The following is a 15,739-nucleotide window of genomic DNA, read 5'->3' on the forward strand; positions in this document are numbered from 1 at the left end:
TCCGTCCCCTGGATGAGCGACCGCACCGGGTCGCCGGACAGTGAAGGAGAGGACGACATGACCAGGTATCTCATGCTCAAGCACTACCGCGGGGCCCCCGCCGCGCTGAACGACGTGGCGATGGACCAGTGGACCGAGGCCGAGATGGAGGCCCACTTCGCCTACGGCGAGGCCTTCGTCGAGCGACTGCGGGACAGCGGCGAGCTCGTCGACAGCCAGGCGCTGACGCCCGAGGGCGAGTGGGTCCGGTTCGACGGCGAGGGGCAGCCGCCCCGCACCGACGGCCCCTTCGCCGAGACGAAGGACCTCGTCGCCGGCTGGGTGATCGTCGACGTCGACAGCCACGAGCGGGCCCTCGAGCTGGCCGGTGAGCTCTCGGCCGCCCCCGGCAAGGACGGTCGCCCGATCGGCGAGTGGCTCGAGCTGCGTCCGTTCGTCGCGCCGACGGTCTCGGTGACCGAGGCGAGCGAGATCATCACCCGCGAGCGCCGCTGAGTGTCCCCCACCCCGACGCCGGACGAGGACCTGCTGCGGCGGCACGCGCCCGCCGTGCTGCAGGCCCTCGTCCGGCGCGGCGCCGACTTCTCCGCCGCCGAGGACGCCGTGCAGGAGGCCCTCCTCGAGGCCTGGCGCTCCTGGCCGGACCCGCCGCCGACGGACCCGCGCGCCTGGCTGGTCACCGTCGCCTGGCGCCGGTACCTCGACCAGGTCCGCGCCGACAGCGCGCGTCGCCAGCGCGAGGACGTCGTGCACGAGGCGCCCGCGCCCGGCCCCGTGACGAGCCACGACGACTCGCTGTGGCTGTACTTCCTATGCGCGCACCCGCGCCTGACGGCCTCCTCGGCCGTGGCGCTCACGCTGCGGGCCGTCGGCGGGCTGACCACGCGGCAGATCGCCGAGGCCTACCTCGTGCCCGAGGCGACGATGGCCCAGCGGATCAGCCGGGCCAAGCGCACCGTCGCCGACGTGCGCCTGGACGAGGCGGGCCCGGTGACCACGGTCCTGCGCACCCTCTACCTCGTCTTCAACGAGGGGTACGCGGGCGACGTCGACCTCGCGGCCGAGGCGATCCGCCTCACCCGCGGCCTGGCCGCCGCGGTGCGCCACCCCGAGGTCGACGGTCTGCTGGCGCTCATGCTGCTGCACCACGCGCGGCGCCCGGCACGCACCGACGAGCGGGGCCGGCTCGTCCCCCTCGCCGAGCAGGACCGCACCCGGTGGGACACCGGCGCGATCGCCGAGGGCGTGGCCGTCCTCCAGGCGGCCCTCGCCCACGACCGGCTCGGCGAGTACCAGGCGCAGGCCGCGATCGCCGCCCTGCACGCCGATGCCGCCGTCGCCGAGGAGACGGACTGGGTGCAGATCGTCGGCTGGTACGACGAGCTGCTCGCGCTCACCGACAACCCCGTGGCGCGGCTGGGTCGGGCGATCGCCGTCGGGCAGGCTGACGGCCCGACCGCCGGCCTGGCGGCGCTGGCCGAGGTGGGACCCGACGTCCCGCGGCGGACCGCGACCGAGGCGTACCTGCGGCGCCGGGCCGGCGAGGACGCGGCGGCCGCGCGCCTCTACGCGGACGCCGCCGAGCGGGCCACGAGCGTCGCCGAACGCGAGCACCTCGCCCGCGAGGCCGCCCGCGCCCGAGCCGCGGCCGGGAAGGTGGACGAGCGGGACGACGGCTGAGCGCACCACGACGGCGGGACCGGCGTCGGTGACGCGTGGCACGCTGGGGGCATGTGCGGTCGCTACGCCAGCTTCAGGCAGGCCCAGGATCTCGCCGACGTCTTCGACGTCACCGCGGTGGCCGAGGAGGTCGCGGCCCTGCGGCCCTCGTGGAACGTGGCGCCCACGCAGGACGTGATGATCGTCGTCGAGCGGCTCGTGGACACCGAGGGGAATGTCGCCGGGCGCGAGGGCGCGGGCGAGCCGACCGGGCCCAGGCGGAGCATGGAGGTGGCCCGCTGGGGCCTGGTGCCGCACTGGGCGAAGGACCCGGCGATGGGCAACAAGATGATCAACGCGCGCAGCGAGACCGTCGCCGAGAAGAACTCCTTCAAGTCACCGCTGCGGAAGAACCGGTGCCTGGTCCTCGCCGACGGCTACTACGAGTGGCAGGCCCCGGCCGCCGGGAAGGGCACGAAGACGCCCTACTTCATCACCCGCGAGGACGGCGCCCCGATCGCGTTCGCCGGCCTGTTCTCCTGGTGGCGCGACCCCGACGGCGAGTGGCTGTGCACGACGACGATCCTCACCGCCGCGAGCGGGGGCGCCATGCGGGAGCTCCACGACCGGGTCCCGGTCATCCTCGAGCCGGGCGACGTCGACCTGTGGCTCGACCCGACCGTGACCGAGCCGGCCGAGGCCCTCGCCGTCCTCGGCACCCCCACCCCGGCGCTGACCTGGCACGAGGTTTCCCGCGCGGTCAACACCCCGCGCAACAACTCCGCCGAGCTCGTGGAGCCGGTCGGCAGCTGATCTCCTCGGCCGTCCACGCCTGAGCGCCCCGCCTGAGCCGCCGCGCGCCGGGGCCCGGACACCGGACGCAGGGGAACGGGCGACCTGTGCAGGCCCGGGCCGCGCGCCGTCGTCCACAGTCGGGGCGACGCCGGCCCCGGCGGCGGGCGACCGTGGGGGCGTGGCAGAAGATCTGACGTCGGTCCTGGCCGCCGACCACCTCGTGGTCGTGGACCGGGGCCCGGGGGTCGGCCGGGTCGTCGCGCTCGGGCGCGAGCCGGTGGTCCTCGGGCGTGGCGGCACCAGCGTGGACCTCGGGGACCCGCGCCTGTCCCGCGACCACCTCGAGCTGCGCACCCGTTCGGGCCGGGTCGAGGCGCGCGACCTCGGCTCCCGGCACGGCACCCGGGTGCGCGGGCCGGGAGTGAGGCGCGGACTCGGCGGCTCGCCGGAGGGGCGCCCCGCGCGGTTCATTCCCTCCCCCGACGGGCGGCTGAGGCGGCGGTGGCGCACGGTGGCCCCGGGCACGGTGCTGTGGGCCGGGAACACGATCCTGCGGGTGACCGGGCGGCCTGGGCGTCTCGAGCCGCCCGCCCCGGTGGTGACGCCGCCGGGCGGTCGCCGCGGCTGGCGTGCCCTGGCCCGGCTCGCACCCGTGCTCGTCGCGCCCCTGGTGATGATCCCCCTGCTCCTGGGCTCCTCGGCCGGGCCTTGGCGGTTGGCGATCCTCCTCGTCCCGGTGATCGGCATCGGCCTGTGGCTCCTGGCCGAGCGCGCACCCGGTTCCCGCCGGTCGCCGCGCCCCGCGGCCGCGGGCCTGCTCCTCGTGGCCGGCACGGGTGCCCGGCCGACCACGGGCCCCGGGGACGTTCTCGTCCTGCGCGAGCGGTCGGACCCCTCGCGGGTGCGCCGGCGCCGTCGGGAGCTCCGCCTGGACGCGGGCGAGGCCGTCGGCCTGACCGGTCCGGGCGCCGAGCGCCAGGCCCGCTGGCTGCTGGCGCAGGTGCTCGCCCACGAGCCGACCGCCACCGCCTCCGCCCCGGCCGGCTGGGTGCTGCCCCAAGGGCGGGGCGCGGAGGACGACCCCACCTCCGGCCGGAGCGGTGGTGGCGAGCCCTGGCACGTGACCGTCGCGCACGTCCCGCCCGGGGGACGCATGCCCGCCGGGCCGGCCGGGCGGCGCCACCTCGTCCTCGCCCTGGCGCGCGGGGCGGCGCCCGCCTGGTGCACCCGGGTGCTGGTCGCAGGCGAGCACGCCGGGGTCTCCCCCACGTGGGACCGGCGGCACGCCACGGCCCTCGGCTCCCGTGCCAGTCCCGGCGGCGACCTGCCCACCTCGGTCCTGCTGCCCGAGCTGACCGGCCCGCTGACCACCGCAGCGGTCCGCCGGCGGTGGGCCGCCGGCCGGGGCCTGCGGGTGCCGATCGGCCTCGGTCCCGACGGGCCGGTCGAGGTGGACCTCGTGGCCGACGGGCCGCACGCGCTGCTCGCCGGGGCGACCGGCTCGGGGAAGTCCGAGGCGCTCACCGCCTGGCTGCTCGCGCTCGCCGCCACGCGCTCCCCCGCCGAGCTGACGATGATCCTCGTCGACTACAAGGGCGGGTCGGCCTTCTCCCCGCTGACCGCGCTGCCGCACGTGGCCGCCGTGCTCACCGACCTCGAGCCCGCGGCCACCACCCGCGCGCTGGCCTCCCTGGGCGCCGAGCTGCGGCGTCGAGAGCGGATCCTGGCCGAGGCCGGGGCGAAGGACCTGACCGAGCTGCACGCCGGTGGCGGGACGCTGGCCCGGCTGCTGGTCGTCGTCGACGAGTTCCGGGCCCTGGCCGACGAGCACCCCCAGCTGCTCGCCGACCTCGTGCGCCTGGCCGCCCAGGGACGCTCGCTCGGGCTGCACCTCGTCCTGGCCACGCAGCGTCCGGCGGGGATCGTCTCGGCGGACGTGCGCGCCAACGTCACCGTTCGGCTGTGCCTGCGGGTGCTCGAGGCGGCGGACTCGCGCGACGTCGTCGGGACCGCCCGGGCGGCCGAGCTGCCCGCGGTGCCGGGGCGCGCCGTGCTGCGCACCGCGGGCACCCAGGAGGTGCAGGTCGCCTGGCTCGGCACGCCCGGGCACGGCCTGCTCGCCGACGCCGTGGCCGCCGTGCGCGCCGCCGCGCCGGACCTGGGCGCCGCGCCGGTGCCCTGGGCCCCCGAGCTGCCCGACCGGCTGCGGCCCGGTGCGCCGCACCCGCAGGGTGGCGGCCCCCTGCCGTCAGGGACCGTCGCGCTGCTCGACGAGCCCGACCGGCTCGCGCTGCGTGCCTGGGAGTGGGACGGGTCCGCGCTGCTCGTGCTCGGTGGGCCCCGGACCGGCCGCTCCACGGCGCTGCGTGCGCTCGGGGCGGGGGCGGCCGCGGCGGGCCGCCGGGTGCACGTGGTGGGCGGTCCGGAGGCGGTCGGCTCGGGCCCGCGCACCGCGACCGTCGCCCCGGCCGACGACCCGCGGCTCGTCCTGCGGCTGCTCGACCTGCTGGGCCGGGCGGACGCCGCGCCCGGTCAGGTCCTGCTCGTCGACGACGTCGAGCTGCTGCTCGACCGGCTCGACCTCGCGCTGGGCCCCGGCCAGGCCCTGGGGGCCCTGCCCGTCGCGCTGCGCGGCGTGCTGGCCCGCGGGCACCTGCTCGCCCTGGCCGGCTCACCGGGTTCCGCCACCACCCGCTGGGCCGAGCTCGGGCGCTCGCGCCTGGTCCTCAGTCCGCGCGACGCCACCGAGGCCACGCTCGCCGGGGTCTCGCGGTCGCTGGCCGGCGGCGCCACCGTGCCCGGCCGCGGGGTCCTCGTCAGGCCCGGCGGCCAGCACCGCGCCCAGGTCGTCGACGCCCCCGTGCTTCCCGCGGGCGCGGCACCGGGCACGGCTCCGGACGCGGCTCCGGCCGGGGACGGCGTCCCGCTCCTGTGCCCTCTGCCCACCCGGGCGCCCGAGATCCCCGTGACCGACGGCGAACGTCTCGGCACCGCGCTCTGCGTGGGGCTGGGTGGGGACGGGGCCGAGCCCCTCAGCGCCCCGTTCGCGGCCGGGCAGTCCCTGTTCGTGGTCGGCCCGGGCGGGTCGGGCCGCAGCACGGTCCTGGCCGCCCTGGCCCGCCGGCTGGCCGCGGCGGGCGCCCGGGTCGTCCACCTCCGGCCGTCGGGCGAGCCGGCGGTGCCGGCCTCCGGTCCGGGTGGGGCGCCGCTGTCGGCCGGTACCGGCGCAGCGCAGGGTGCCGAGAGACGGGCGGGCACCGACGTCGTGGTCGTCGACGACGCCGACCTGCGCGGCGCGGCCGACCTCGACCGGCTCGTCGGGGCCCTCGGTCAGGGTGCGCGGGTGCTCGCGGCGGCGAGCACGCCGGCGGTCCTGGCCGCGCACCGTCCGCCCCTGACCACGTGGGCCGGCGGGACGTTGCTCGTGCTGCGCCCGGACCTCGTGGCCTCCGCCCGGCTCGTGCCCGGCGGGCTGGGCGCCGGCGCGGACTCCCTGGCCGCGACCGTGCCGGGTCGGGCGGCGCTCGTGCGGACGGGTCGGGCGGTGCCGGTGCAGGTCAGCGCGTGACCGCGGCGGGCGTAGGGGCGGCAGGCAGCGGTCGGCGCCGCAGCGACGAGGGACGGCCGGCGTCGCGGCAGGCGGCGGTCAGCGCCGCCGCAGGAAGCGCCGGGTGCTGGGCCACATCAGCGCCACGGCACCCACCAGGCAGCTCGCGGCCGCCACGACGGCGATCCACGGTTCCAGGCCGATCGTCACCACCGAGAAGCCGGCGAGCAAGTACCAGGTCAGCAGGGCCGCCGTGACCGCGCCCCGCCCGCGGCCCACCTGCCGGGCCGCGACCACGAGGAGCGCGGCGACCAGCGCATACACGACCACGAGCATGACCACCGTCGGCCGCACCACGGCCGTGCCCGCGGCCAGGTCCGCCACCAGCACGACCGCGACGACCACGAGCGCGACCGCCTGCGCCAGGCACACCAGCTGGACGATGCGGACGGTGGGCGGAACCTGGCGTGGGGCGGCTGCAGTGGTCGGCACCCGGCCACAGTAGGTCGCCCGGCCGGTGGCGCGGCACCACGCCGACGAGGGTGTCCGGCACGTGTCCGCCCGGTGAAACCTTCTCCCTCACGCTGTGAGTAAACCCACGGCGCTCAGGTGAGCATGCCCGGATCGGGAGTCTTGTGAGGCGGTGGTGCGCGTGGGATTCTTGGTGTTCGCAGCGACTACATCGCACGGCGACCACCCCCACCCAGCGTGGTGGATCGACGTGCGTGCTTGGAGGAACTTGTGGACTGGCGTCACCGAGCCGCGTGTCTGACCGAGGACCCGGAGCTCTTCTTCCCCATCGGGAACACGGGTCCGGCGGTCGTCCAGATCGACGCGGCCAAGGCCGTCTGCGCCTCCTGCACCGTGGTCGACACGTGCCTCAAGTGGGCCATGGAGAACAACCAGGACTCCGGTGTGTGGGGCGGCCTGTCCGAGGACGAGCGCCGCGCGCTCAAGCGTCGCACCGCCCGCGCCCGTCGCGCCGGCTGACACCGCGCCTCGTCCGCCGAGCGCGCGCCGCGAGGGCGGCCACCTTCAGCGCAACCTGCGCCCCAGCCGGTCCGCACGCTGACCGTCCAGGGCCCGCGGCTGCCCCACGCGCACCCGGAGGTGGACCTCCGTGCCGCCGGGCTCCCCCGCACGCCACTCGATCGACCCGCCGAGCTCGCCGGACACGAGCGTCTTGACGATCTGGGTCCCCAGCCCGGTGAGCACCTTGCCCTCGGCCAGCCCCACGCCGTCGTCGGTCACGAAGATCTCCAGCTCGTCCGTGTGGTGCTCGACGCGCACCACCACCGCCCCGGAGCGGGCGGCCAGGCCGTGCTCGACGGCGTTGGTGATGAGCTCGGTGAGCACCACGGCGAGCGCCGTCGCGGTGTCGGCGGGGACCAGCCCGAACTCGCCGACCATCTGGGTGGTCACGTGCGCGTCGGGCGCAGCCACGTCCGCGGCCAGGGCGAACAGCCGGCCGAACACCTCGTCGAAATCGACGACCTCGTCCAGGCCCTGCGCGAGCGTGTCGTGCACGAGGGCGATCGTCGTCACCCGGCGCTCGGCCTGGCCCAGCGACTGGCGGGTCTCCTCGTTGGACGAGCGCCGCGCCTGCAGCCGCAGCAGCGCCGAGACGGTCTGCAGGTTGTTCTTCACCCGGTGGTGGATCTCCCGGATGGTGGCGTCCTTGGTGAGCAGCTGCTGCTCGCGGCGGCGCATCTCGGAGACGTCCCGGCACAGCAGCAGCGCCCCGTGCCGCTCACCGCCGTCGGTCAGCGGGATGGCCCGCAGGGTGAGGACCACGCGCCCGACCTGCACCTCGGTGCGCCAGGCCGCCCGGCCCATGACGACCACCGCCAGGGTCTCCTCGATCGACCCCTCCTCCTCGAGGAGCTCGGTCAGCGCCTCGGCGAGCACCTCGCCGGACAGGTCGCCGATGATGCCGAGCCGGTGCACGTTGCTCAGCCCGTTGGGGCTGGCGAAGGTCACGCGGCCGTCGACGTCGAGGCGCATGACGCCGTCGCCGACCCGGGGGCTGCCGTGCCGGTCCCCCGACGGCGTCCCGGTCTGGGGGAACTCCCCGCGGGCGACCATCGCGCACAGCGCGTCGCCCATCTCCATGTAGGCCACCTCGATGCGCGAGCGCATCATCGCCGGGGAGACGACCTGCTCGCGGCCGAGCACGGCGATCGTGCGGCCCTCGTGCGGGACCGGCTGCAGGACGGTGCGGACCTGGCGGCCGTCGTCGCGCACCACCTCCCGCGTGTGCGCGCCGCCGTCGGTCATCGCGTGCCCGATGAGCTCGGCGAGCTGGTCGTCGGGCCGGCTGCGCACGGCGTCGTCGAAGTGGACGGTCGCACCCGTCGCCGGCCGGCAGTGGGCGGCCACCGTGTACCCGCCGTCGCCGTCGGGCACCCACAGCAGCAGGTCGGCGAAGGTGAGGTCGGCGATGACCTGCCAGTCCCCGATCAGCTGGTGCAACCACTCGACGTCGCCCGCGGGGTAGGCGTCGGACTCGGACAGGACGTTGGACAGCGTCGGCACCCCACCAGCCTAGGTCCACGCCGACCACCCCGATCCGCGGCCCGGGTCCGCGCCGCCTACGCTGGGCCGTAGCCCACGCACACGAAGGAGCACCATGCGCTTCGACCAGACCGTCGAGTTCCCGGCACCGCCCGAGCGGGTGGCCGCCATGCTCGCCGACCGCGACTTCACCGACCGCCGTGTGCGGGCGGCGGGCGCCACGCAGCACACCGCGCAGATCAGCGAGGGCACGGACGGATCCTTCACCCTCGACGTCGAGGCCACCATCCCGACGACGATCATCCCCGCCACCTACCGCGGTCTCGTCGGGGACAGCTTCGTGGTGCGCATCGAGGAGAGCTGGAGCCCCGCCGCCGAGGACGGCTCGCGCACCGCCGAGTTCGCGCTCAACGTCTCGGGGGTGCCCGCGCGGGTCAACGGCAACCAGGCCCTGCGTCCCGACGGCGACGGCGCCACGGCGCTGGACTACGGCGGCGACGTCGTGTGCTCGATCCCCCTGCTGGGCAAGCGGATCGAGGCCGCGGTGGTCGGGGCGGTCGACACCGTCCTCGAGGCCGAGCGCCGGGTGGGGCTGGCCTTCCTCGCCGAGCAGGACGCCGCCGGGCAGTAGACGTCTGCACCGGCCGGGCTTCAGCCGGCCGGGTCGTCAGCGGGCCGGCGCCCAGACCGGGTCGTCGTCGTCCGCCCCGTCCTGGTGGTGCCCCGCGCCGAGGTGCCCCAGCCGGTGGAGGGTGGTCGAGACGGCCTGCTCGCGCAGCAGCCTGAGCAGCTCCCGGCGGCCGGTGGCCAGGACGGGGTCGGTGGACACGTCGTGGCGCACGTCGGCCAGCAGCTCGCCGAGCTCCTCGCGCTCCGAGCCGAGGACCCGCAGCCGGCCACGCCCGCCGGCCAGCCGCGCGGCGAGCTCCTCGGCGCTCTCCACGGCCGCGACGTGCTCGGAGAGCCGGCGCAGGCCGCGCCGGGCGGGCTCCCCCTGGGTGGCCATGGACTTGAGCCGCGCGGACAGGTCGGGGTGCAGCGAGAGCCGGATGAGCGTGCCCGTCACCTCGCCGGCGAGGATCAGCCGCACGACGTCGACCGGCCGGGCGTCGGCACCGGCCCGCACGTGCGCGGCCGGCAGCGGCCGGTAGCGCAGGACGTTGGACTCCGCGGCCAGTCCCGTGGGGTCGTGCTCGAGGGAGAGGTCCTCGGCCCAGGCCCGGGCGTCGGAGCCGACGGCGGCGCGCAGCCACCGCCGCTCGGACTGGACGGGCACCAGGCCGGTGAGGTCGGCGAGCGCCGCACGCACGTGCGGGGCGGGCTCGGCCACCTGCTGCGGGAGCCCGTCCTCGACCCAGCGGCCGAGCTGGGTGACGTAGTTCGGTCCGCCGGCCTTGGCGCCGGGCCCCACCGAGGAGCCCTTCCACCCGCCGAAGGGCTGGCGCTGCACGATCGCCCCGGTGCTGTGCCGGTTGACGTAGAGGTTGCCGGCGTCGACCCGCTCGACCCACCGCTCGATCTCCTCGGGGTCCAGCGAGTGCAGGCCCGAGGTGAGCCCGTAGTCGGTGGCGTTGACCAGGTCCACGGCCTCGTCGAGGCTCTCGGCGCGCATGAGCGCGAGGACCGGCCCGAAGAACTCGGTGAGGTGGGCGCGCGAGCCCGGGGCGACGCCGTCGAGCACGCCGGGGGTCCACAGCCGGCCCTCACCGTCGAGGCGGGTGGGGCGCACGAGCCATGTCTGTCCCTCGTCGAGCTCGGTCAGGGCGTGCAGGAGCGGGCCCGTGGCCGGTTCGACGAGCGGCCCGGTGGTGGTGCCCAGGTCCTCGGGGGGCCCCACGCGCAGGGAGCGCACGGCGTCGACGAGCTGACGGCGCAGGCGCTCGCTGGTGCCGGCCTGGCCGACGAGGACGGCCACCGAGGCCGCCGAGCACTTCTGACCGGTGTGCCCGAACGCGGAGCGGACGAGGTCGGCCACGGCGAGGTCGTAGTCGGCCGAGGCGGTGATGACCATGGCGTTCTTGCCGGAGGTCTCCGCGACGACGCCGTGCCCGCCCGGCCGCTCGGCGCGCCAGCCGGCGAACAGCTCGGCGGTGGAGGTGGCGCCGGTGAGGATGACGCGGTCGACGTCGGGGTGGGTGACGAGGTGGCGGCCGACCTCGTTCTCGCGGGCCCGCACCACCTGGGCGACGTCGGGGTCCAGCCCGGCCAGGCGGAGCACCTCGCGCACGGTCTCGACGACCATCTCGGTGAGCACGGGGGTCTGGGGCGCCGGCTTGGCGATGACCGCGGCGCCGGCGGCCAGCGCGGACGTGATCCCGCCGGTGGGGATGGCCACGGGGAAGTTCCACGGCGGGGCGACGACGACGAGCCGGTCGGCCTCGAAGCGGGCGCCGTCGGTGTCGAGGTGGTCGGCGAACAGGCCCAGGTCCTCGGCGCGGTCGGCGTAGTACCGGGCGAAGTCGATCGCCTCGGAGATCTCGGGGTCGGACTCGTCGATGACCTTGCCCGCCTCGGCGGCCGCCTGGCCGACGAGCTCGCCGCGGCGTTCCTCGAGGGCGTCGGCCACGCCGCGCAGCACGACGGCGCGCTCGCGCGGCTCGAGCGCCGCCCAGGCGGTGCCGGCCGTGAGCGCGCGCGTAACGGCAGCGTCGACGTCCGCGGTGGAGGTGGGCACGGGGGTGGCCGGCCGGCGCCGCTCGGCGCTCACGTGCTCGGCGGCCCATACGCGGGAGGCGGCCAGGGCGGCGTCGGTGTCGACCGCCGGCACGAACCGGGCGGCCGACCGGGTGCGCGCGCCCGTGCGGCGCGGCGGCGGGGCGGGTGAGCTCGCGTCGACCACCGAGGCGCGGTACCGCTCCTCCTGGGCGTCCAGGGCGGCCGGGTCGCCGGTGGCGAAGGCGTGGACGAAGTTCTCCGGCGCCGCGGACTCCTCGAGGCGGCGCACGAGGTAGCCGATGGCGGAGTCCATGTCGGCGGGGGCCACGACGGGCGTGTAGAGGACGATCCGCCCGGTGTCCGCCGCGACCGCGCGGGCCTGTGCCGGGGCCATGCCCTGGAGCATCTCCACGTCCATCATGTCCGCGACGCCGCACCGGTCGGCGAGCAGGTGGGCATGGGCGAGGTCGAAGAGGTTGTGCGAGGCGACCCCGAGGCGCAGGGCACCGAGGTTGGAGGGCTGCAGCGCACGGTCGAGCAGGCGCAGGTAGGCGGCGTCGGTCTCGGCCTTGGTGGTGAACGGGGCCTGCGGGCGGCCGCGCAGCTCGGCCTCGACGCGTTCCATCGACAGGTTGGCGCCCTTGACCAGGCGCACGGCCACCGGGGCCCCACCGGCGTCGCGGCGACCGCGGGCGAAGGCGAGGAGCCGGTCGAGGGCGGGGGCGGAGTCGGGCAGGTAGGCCTGCAGGACGATGCCGGCGGACAGCTCGGCGAACTCCTCCTCGGCGAGGATCGCGGTGAAGGCCTCGACGGTGAGGTCGAGGTCGCGGTACTCCTCCATGTCGAGGTTGACGAAGACCTGCGGGGTGCGGGCGAGAGCGGCGCGGTAGATCGGCCGCAGCCGCTCGGCCACGCGGGCCACGGTGCCCTCGGTGTCCCAGGTGGAGATCTGCGGGACCAGCGTGGAGACCTTGACCGAGACGTGCTCGACGTCGGGCCGCTCGACGAGCTCGAGGGTGCGCCGGGTGCGGTCGGCGGCCTCCTCCTCCCCGAGGACGGCCTCGCCGAGGAGGTTGAGGTTGAGCCGCTCGCCCTGCTCGGCCGCGCGGGCGAGCCGGTCGGTCAGGGCGGCGTCGGTGGCGTCGACGACGAGGTGGCCGACCATCTGCCGCAGCCGCCGCCTGGCCAGGGGGACCACGATGCTGGGGGCGAGCCGCCCGACGGCGGCGCCGGCCCCCAGCAGGAGCCGGTCGAGCGGGGAGAGGAAGGCGGCGCCCCCGCCCGAGCCCAGCCGGGCCAGCTCGCGGGCCGCGACGGACAGGTCCTCCGGCCGGGCCACGCGGTCGACGAAGCGCACCGCCAGGTCGAGCCCGGCGGGGTCGACCAGCAGGTCGGCCAGCCGCCGCGTGGCGCTGCGTTCCTCGGGCCACTCCCCGTCCTGACCGGCGGCGGCCCAGGTGCGCGCGAGGGCGACGGCCTCCTCGACGAGCGCGGGCCCGTCGCGGTGGTCCTGACCGTCCTCGCGCGTGTCCGTCACTGGCCGAGCATCCACCGGTAGGGCTGGGCGAGCTCGGCCGCGGCGGCGGGGCCCCAGGAGCCGGGCTCGTAGGGCAGCGGCGTGGGCCGCTCGGGACCCTGCAGCGGCTCGAAGGCCGCGAAGGCGGCGCGCAGGCCCTCGGCGGTGGTGAACAGCGACCGGTCGCCGGTGAGGACGTCGTGGATGAGCGAGGCGTAGGGGCTCAGCGCCTCGCTGCGCGGCACGTCGTTGAGGTCGAGCTGGGCACGGCCCGAGGAGAAGGTGAGCTCGGGGCCGGGGGTCTTGACGGTGATGTTGAGGGAGACCGTGCCGGCGCCGGCGAAGTTGACCTCGATGGTGTTCGGCTCGAGGCCCTCGTCGAACAGGGGGCCGTCGGGGCGACGCAGGACGAGCGTCATGCGCTGAGCCTTGCGGGCCATCCGCTTGCCGGTGCGCAGGAGGAACGGCACGCCGCGCCAGCGGTCGGTGTCCACCCACACGCGGGCGGCGACGAAGGTGTCCTGCTGGGAGTCCTCCGCGACGCCCTCGAGGTCCTGGTAGCCCTCGAACTGGCCCAGGACGACCTCCTTGGGGTCCAGCCGCAGGGCCCGCAGCGCGCGCTCGCGCTCGTAGAGGATCTGGTTCGGGTCGCGGATGTCGAAGGGCGGGTCCATGGCGACCTGGCCCAGGACCTGGAAGAGGTGGGTGACGAGCATGTCCAGCGCGGCACCGGTCTGCTCGTAGAAGTCGACGCGGTCGGCGACGTCGAGATCCTCGGGGACGTCGATCTGCACCTGTTCGACCGAGTGCCGGTCCCACTCGGAGCCGAAGAGGTGGTTGGCGAAGCGCAGGACGTAGATCGTCTGCACGCCCTCCTTGCCCAGGAAGTGGTCGATGCGGAAGATCTGGTCCTCGTTCAGGACCTTCTTCACGTCGCGGTCGAGCTGCTCGAAGCTCTTGGCGTCGGTGCCGTAGGGCTTCTCGAAGACCACTCGCGTGGTCTCGGTGATGAGGTCGTGGGCCTCGAGGCCGCGGGTGACCGAGCGGAAGCCGCTGGGCGGGACCGCGAGGAAGTGGATGACCAGCGGCTCCACGTTGGCGGCCGCCCACATGTCGCGGTAGACGTCGTTGAGGACCGTGGGCAGCTCGGACTCGTCACCGGGCCCGAACCGGCCGCTGGCGTAGTACAGGTGCCCGAGGATCTCGTCGACGTCTGCCGGCAGCCCGTGCGGGGCCTCGGCCAGGGACTCGCGCACGCGCCCGCGGAACTCCTCGTCCGTCAGGGGCTCCCGGGCCGAGCCGATCACCGCCCAGTGCTCGGGCATGAGTCCGCGGGTGCGGATCTCGGCGATGGCCGGCAGCACCATGCGGTGTGCGAGGTCACCGGACGTGCCGTACAGCACGATGATGACGGCCGTGGGTGCGTGGAGCTCCGGAGCTTCTGTACGACGCGCATTCACAGCGTCCAACCTAGGGCACCGCGGCCCGCCGTGCCCCGACGCCCGCGCCCCGGGCAGCGTCGGCGGACAGTGTGGTGGGTCGGACGGGGCGGCGACGTCGGCGGACAGGGCGGTGGGTCGGGCGGGGCGGCGACGTCGGGCGGGGTGGCGGGTCGGGACCGGGCCCACGCGCGCCCGGCGGGCCCGCGTGCCACGATCGTGCCTGTGACACAGGACGCCGAGACCCCCGGCCCGCAGCAGCCCGACGACCCCGACCTCACGGTGGTGCGCACCGGCGTGCGGACCGCCCGGGCCACCAACTCCCGTGGCGCGAGCGTGCTCATCGGCGGCGACGGTGCACCGGAGGCCTTTACTCCCGGCGAGCTTCTGCAGGTCGCCCTGGCCGCCTGCGAGGCGCTGTCCGCCGACCACCGCATCGTGCACGGGCTGGGCAAGGACGCCGAGGTCGTCACGCGCGTGGGCCGCACCAAGGACGAGGCCGCGAACCGGTACACCGACCTGGCGGTGGAGATGGACCTCGACCTCTCCGGATTGGCGGAGGACCGCGCGCAGCGGCTGCTCGAACGGATCGACGTCGCGATCGAGCGGCAGTGCACGGTCGGCCGCACGCTGCGGGCCGGCGCGCGCACCACCCTGACCGTCACCGACCGGGGCGAGCCGACATGAGCCGCGACCTCGCCGGCGCGGGGCGCGCGGGTGGCACCGGCGCGGGTAGCGCGGGTGGCACCGGCGCGGGTAGCGCGGGTGGCGCGGGTGGCGCCGGCACAGGTGCCGATTCCCCGGGCACCGAGGAGACGGGGCCGGAGGAGATCTCGCGCTCGCGGCTGCGGGAGATCGTCGACACCGCCATCCGGGTCGAGGGCCGACGCGCCCGCGCCACCGTGGGCAAGGTGCGCGGCCGGATGTGGCGACCGACCCCCGAGCGGGTGATCTCCCACCTGGAGAAGGACTACGTCCGCTCAGTGTCCCGCCTGGGCGGGGCGGTGGGGGCCACCGCCGCGCTGCCCGTGCTCGGCACCGCCGTGGCGGTCGGGCTCACCGGCGCCCAGGTGGCGGCCTTCGTCGAGGCCTCCACGCGGCACGTGCTCGCCGTCGCCGAGGTGCACGGCATCGAGGTCGAGGACGTGGAGAAGCGGCGCACCCTGCTGCTCGCCGCGCTGCTCGGCGAGGAGGGTTCGGCGCTGATCTCGGGCCGGCTCGGCCTCGGCACACTGGCGTGGGCGCGCACGGCGCTGAGTCAGATGTCCGCCGGCAGCGTCCGCTCGATCAACAAGGCCCTGGCCAAGCGGCTCGCCAGGGAGGGCGCGCAGCGGGGCGTGGGCGCCGCCGTCGGCCGGCTCGCGCCGTTCGGCATCGGCATGGTCATCGGCTACCGCGGCACCCGGGCCCTGGGGCGCGAGGTCGTCGAGGGGGCCCGGACGGCCTTCGGCCCACCCCCGGCCGAGTTCGCGGACTGACCGACCGCCTCTCTCAGCCGGCCGGCCCACGCCGCTGCCTACGTCGAAGCCTCGCGCCGCCTCCTGCCTCGAGACATCGGGTTGTGTCTCGAGACGATGCCCCCGGTCCATCGTCTCGACGCACACCCCATCGTCT

General features: G+C 76.1%; 12 protein-coding genes. 8 read left to right on the plus strand and 4 right to left on the minus strand.

Annotated features, from left to right (window positions below):
• Positions 1 to 57 precede the first annotated feature (57 nt).
• The 4 genes from AC3D3D_RS04530 to AC3D3D_RS04545 all read left to right on the plus strand — a co-directional run bounded on the left by AC3D3D_RS04530 (position 58) and on the right by AC3D3D_RS04545 (position 6,022).
• Positions 58 to 495 carry a YciI family protein gene (locus AC3D3D_RS04530; RefSeq protein WP_463661342.1) on the plus strand — a complete coding sequence of 146 codons (438 nt, stop codon included), beginning with the start codon at positions 58 to 60 and terminating at the stop codon, positions 493 to 495.
• A complete protein-coding gene (locus tag AC3D3D_RS04535) occupies positions 496 to 1,680 on the plus strand; it encodes an RNA polymerase sigma factor (protein ID WP_463661341.1) in 1,185 nt (394 codons plus the stop codon).
• A 51-nt stretch (positions 1,681 to 1,731) separates the two neighbouring features.
• Positions 1,732 to 2,472, plus strand: coding sequence for an SOS response-associated peptidase (locus tag AC3D3D_RS04540; protein WP_463661340.1), 741 nt, complete (start codon positions 1,732 to 1,734; stop codon positions 2,470 to 2,472).
• A gap of 160 nt (positions 2,473 to 2,632) precedes the next feature.
• Entirely contained in the window at positions 2,633 to 6,022 is a 3,390-nt protein-coding gene (locus AC3D3D_RS04545) for an FtsK/SpoIIIE domain-containing protein (RefSeq protein ID WP_463661339.1), read from the plus strand.
• A gap of 78 nt (positions 6,023 to 6,100) precedes the next feature.
• Here AC3D3D_RS04545 and AC3D3D_RS04550 read toward each other — a convergent pair whose 3' ends face one another.
• Positions 6,101 to 6,493: a hypothetical protein gene (locus AC3D3D_RS04550; protein WP_463661338.1), complete on the minus strand. Its 393-nt coding sequence runs from the start codon at positions 6,491 to 6,493 to the stop codon at positions 6,101 to 6,103.
• A 249-nt stretch (positions 6,494 to 6,742) separates the two neighbouring features.
• Between AC3D3D_RS04550 and AC3D3D_RS04555 the strand changes: the two genes are divergently transcribed.
• Positions 6,743 to 6,991 (plus strand): WhiB family transcriptional regulator, encoded by a 249-nt coding sequence (locus AC3D3D_RS04555; RefSeq protein WP_463661360.1) that lies wholly within the window; start codon positions 6,743 to 6,745, stop codon positions 6,989 to 6,991.
• A 45-nt stretch (positions 6,992 to 7,036) separates the two neighbouring features.
• Here AC3D3D_RS04555 and AC3D3D_RS04560 read toward each other — a convergent pair whose 3' ends face one another.
• Positions 7,037 to 8,536: a sensor histidine kinase gene (locus tag AC3D3D_RS04560; protein WP_463661337.1), complete on the minus strand. Its 1,500-nt coding sequence runs from the start codon at positions 8,534 to 8,536 to the stop codon at positions 7,037 to 7,039.
• Positions 8,537 to 8,630: 94 nt separating this feature from the next.
• On the opposite strand from AC3D3D_RS04560, the gene AC3D3D_RS04565 reads away from it, so the two are divergent.
• Entirely contained in the window at positions 8,631 to 9,146 is a 516-nt protein-coding gene (locus AC3D3D_RS04565; RefSeq protein WP_463661336.1) for a DUF2505 domain-containing protein, read from the plus strand.
• A gap of 36 nt (positions 9,147 to 9,182) precedes the next feature.
• Here the strand turns inward: AC3D3D_RS04565 and AC3D3D_RS04570 are convergent, their stop codons facing one another.
• Together AC3D3D_RS04570 and AC3D3D_RS04575 are read right to left on the minus strand one after the other, a co-directional pair.
• Positions 9,183 to 12,707, minus strand: coding sequence for a bifunctional proline dehydrogenase/L-glutamate gamma-semialdehyde dehydrogenase (locus tag AC3D3D_RS04570; RefSeq protein WP_463661335.1), 3,525 nt, complete (start codon positions 12,705 to 12,707; stop codon positions 9,183 to 9,185).
• Positions 12,704 to 14,146 carry a glucose-6-phosphate dehydrogenase gene (locus AC3D3D_RS04575; RefSeq protein WP_463661334.1) on the minus strand — a complete coding sequence of 481 codons (1,443 nt, stop codon included), beginning with the start codon at positions 14,144 to 14,146 and terminating at the stop codon, positions 12,704 to 12,706. The genes AC3D3D_RS04570 and AC3D3D_RS04575 overlap by 4 nt, the downstream gene beginning before the upstream one ends.
• Before the next feature lie 204 nt (positions 14,147 to 14,350).
• Here AC3D3D_RS04575 and AC3D3D_RS04580 point away from each other — a divergent pair, with 204 nt between their 5' ends.
• Both AC3D3D_RS04580 and AC3D3D_RS04585 read left to right on the plus strand, forming a co-directional pair.
• A complete protein-coding gene (locus tag AC3D3D_RS04580; RefSeq protein WP_463661333.1) occupies positions 14,351 to 14,812 on the plus strand; it encodes an OsmC family protein in 462 nt (153 codons plus the stop codon).
• Entirely contained in the window at positions 14,809 to 15,603 is a 795-nt protein-coding gene (locus tag AC3D3D_RS04585) for a hypothetical protein (protein WP_463661332.1), read from the plus strand. Before AC3D3D_RS04580 ends, AC3D3D_RS04585 begins: the two co-directional genes overlap by 4 nt.
• The last annotated feature ends 136 nt before the right edge of the window (positions 15,604 to 15,739 follow it).

The organism is Georgenia sp. X1117 (genome assembly GCF_057784635.1).

What these genes read in the sequence shown, in the direction of transcription:
- AC3D3D_RS04530 (WP_463661342.1), top strand. Translation starts at nt 58, where the DNA reads ATGACCAGGTATCTCATGCTCAAGCACTACCGCGGGGCCCCCGCCGCG.
- AC3D3D_RS04540 (WP_463661340.1), top strand. Translation starts at nt 1,732, where the DNA reads ATGTGCGGTCGCTACGCCAGCTTCAGGCAGGCCCAGGATCTCGCCGAC.
- AC3D3D_RS04565 (WP_463661336.1), top strand. Translation starts at nt 8,631, where the DNA reads ATGCGCTTCGACCAGACCGTCGAGTTCCCGGCACCGCCCGAGCGGGTG.
- AC3D3D_RS04585 (WP_463661332.1), top strand. Translation starts at nt 14,809, where the DNA reads ATGAGCCGCGACCTCGCCGGCGCGGGGCGCGCGGGTGGCACCGGCGCG.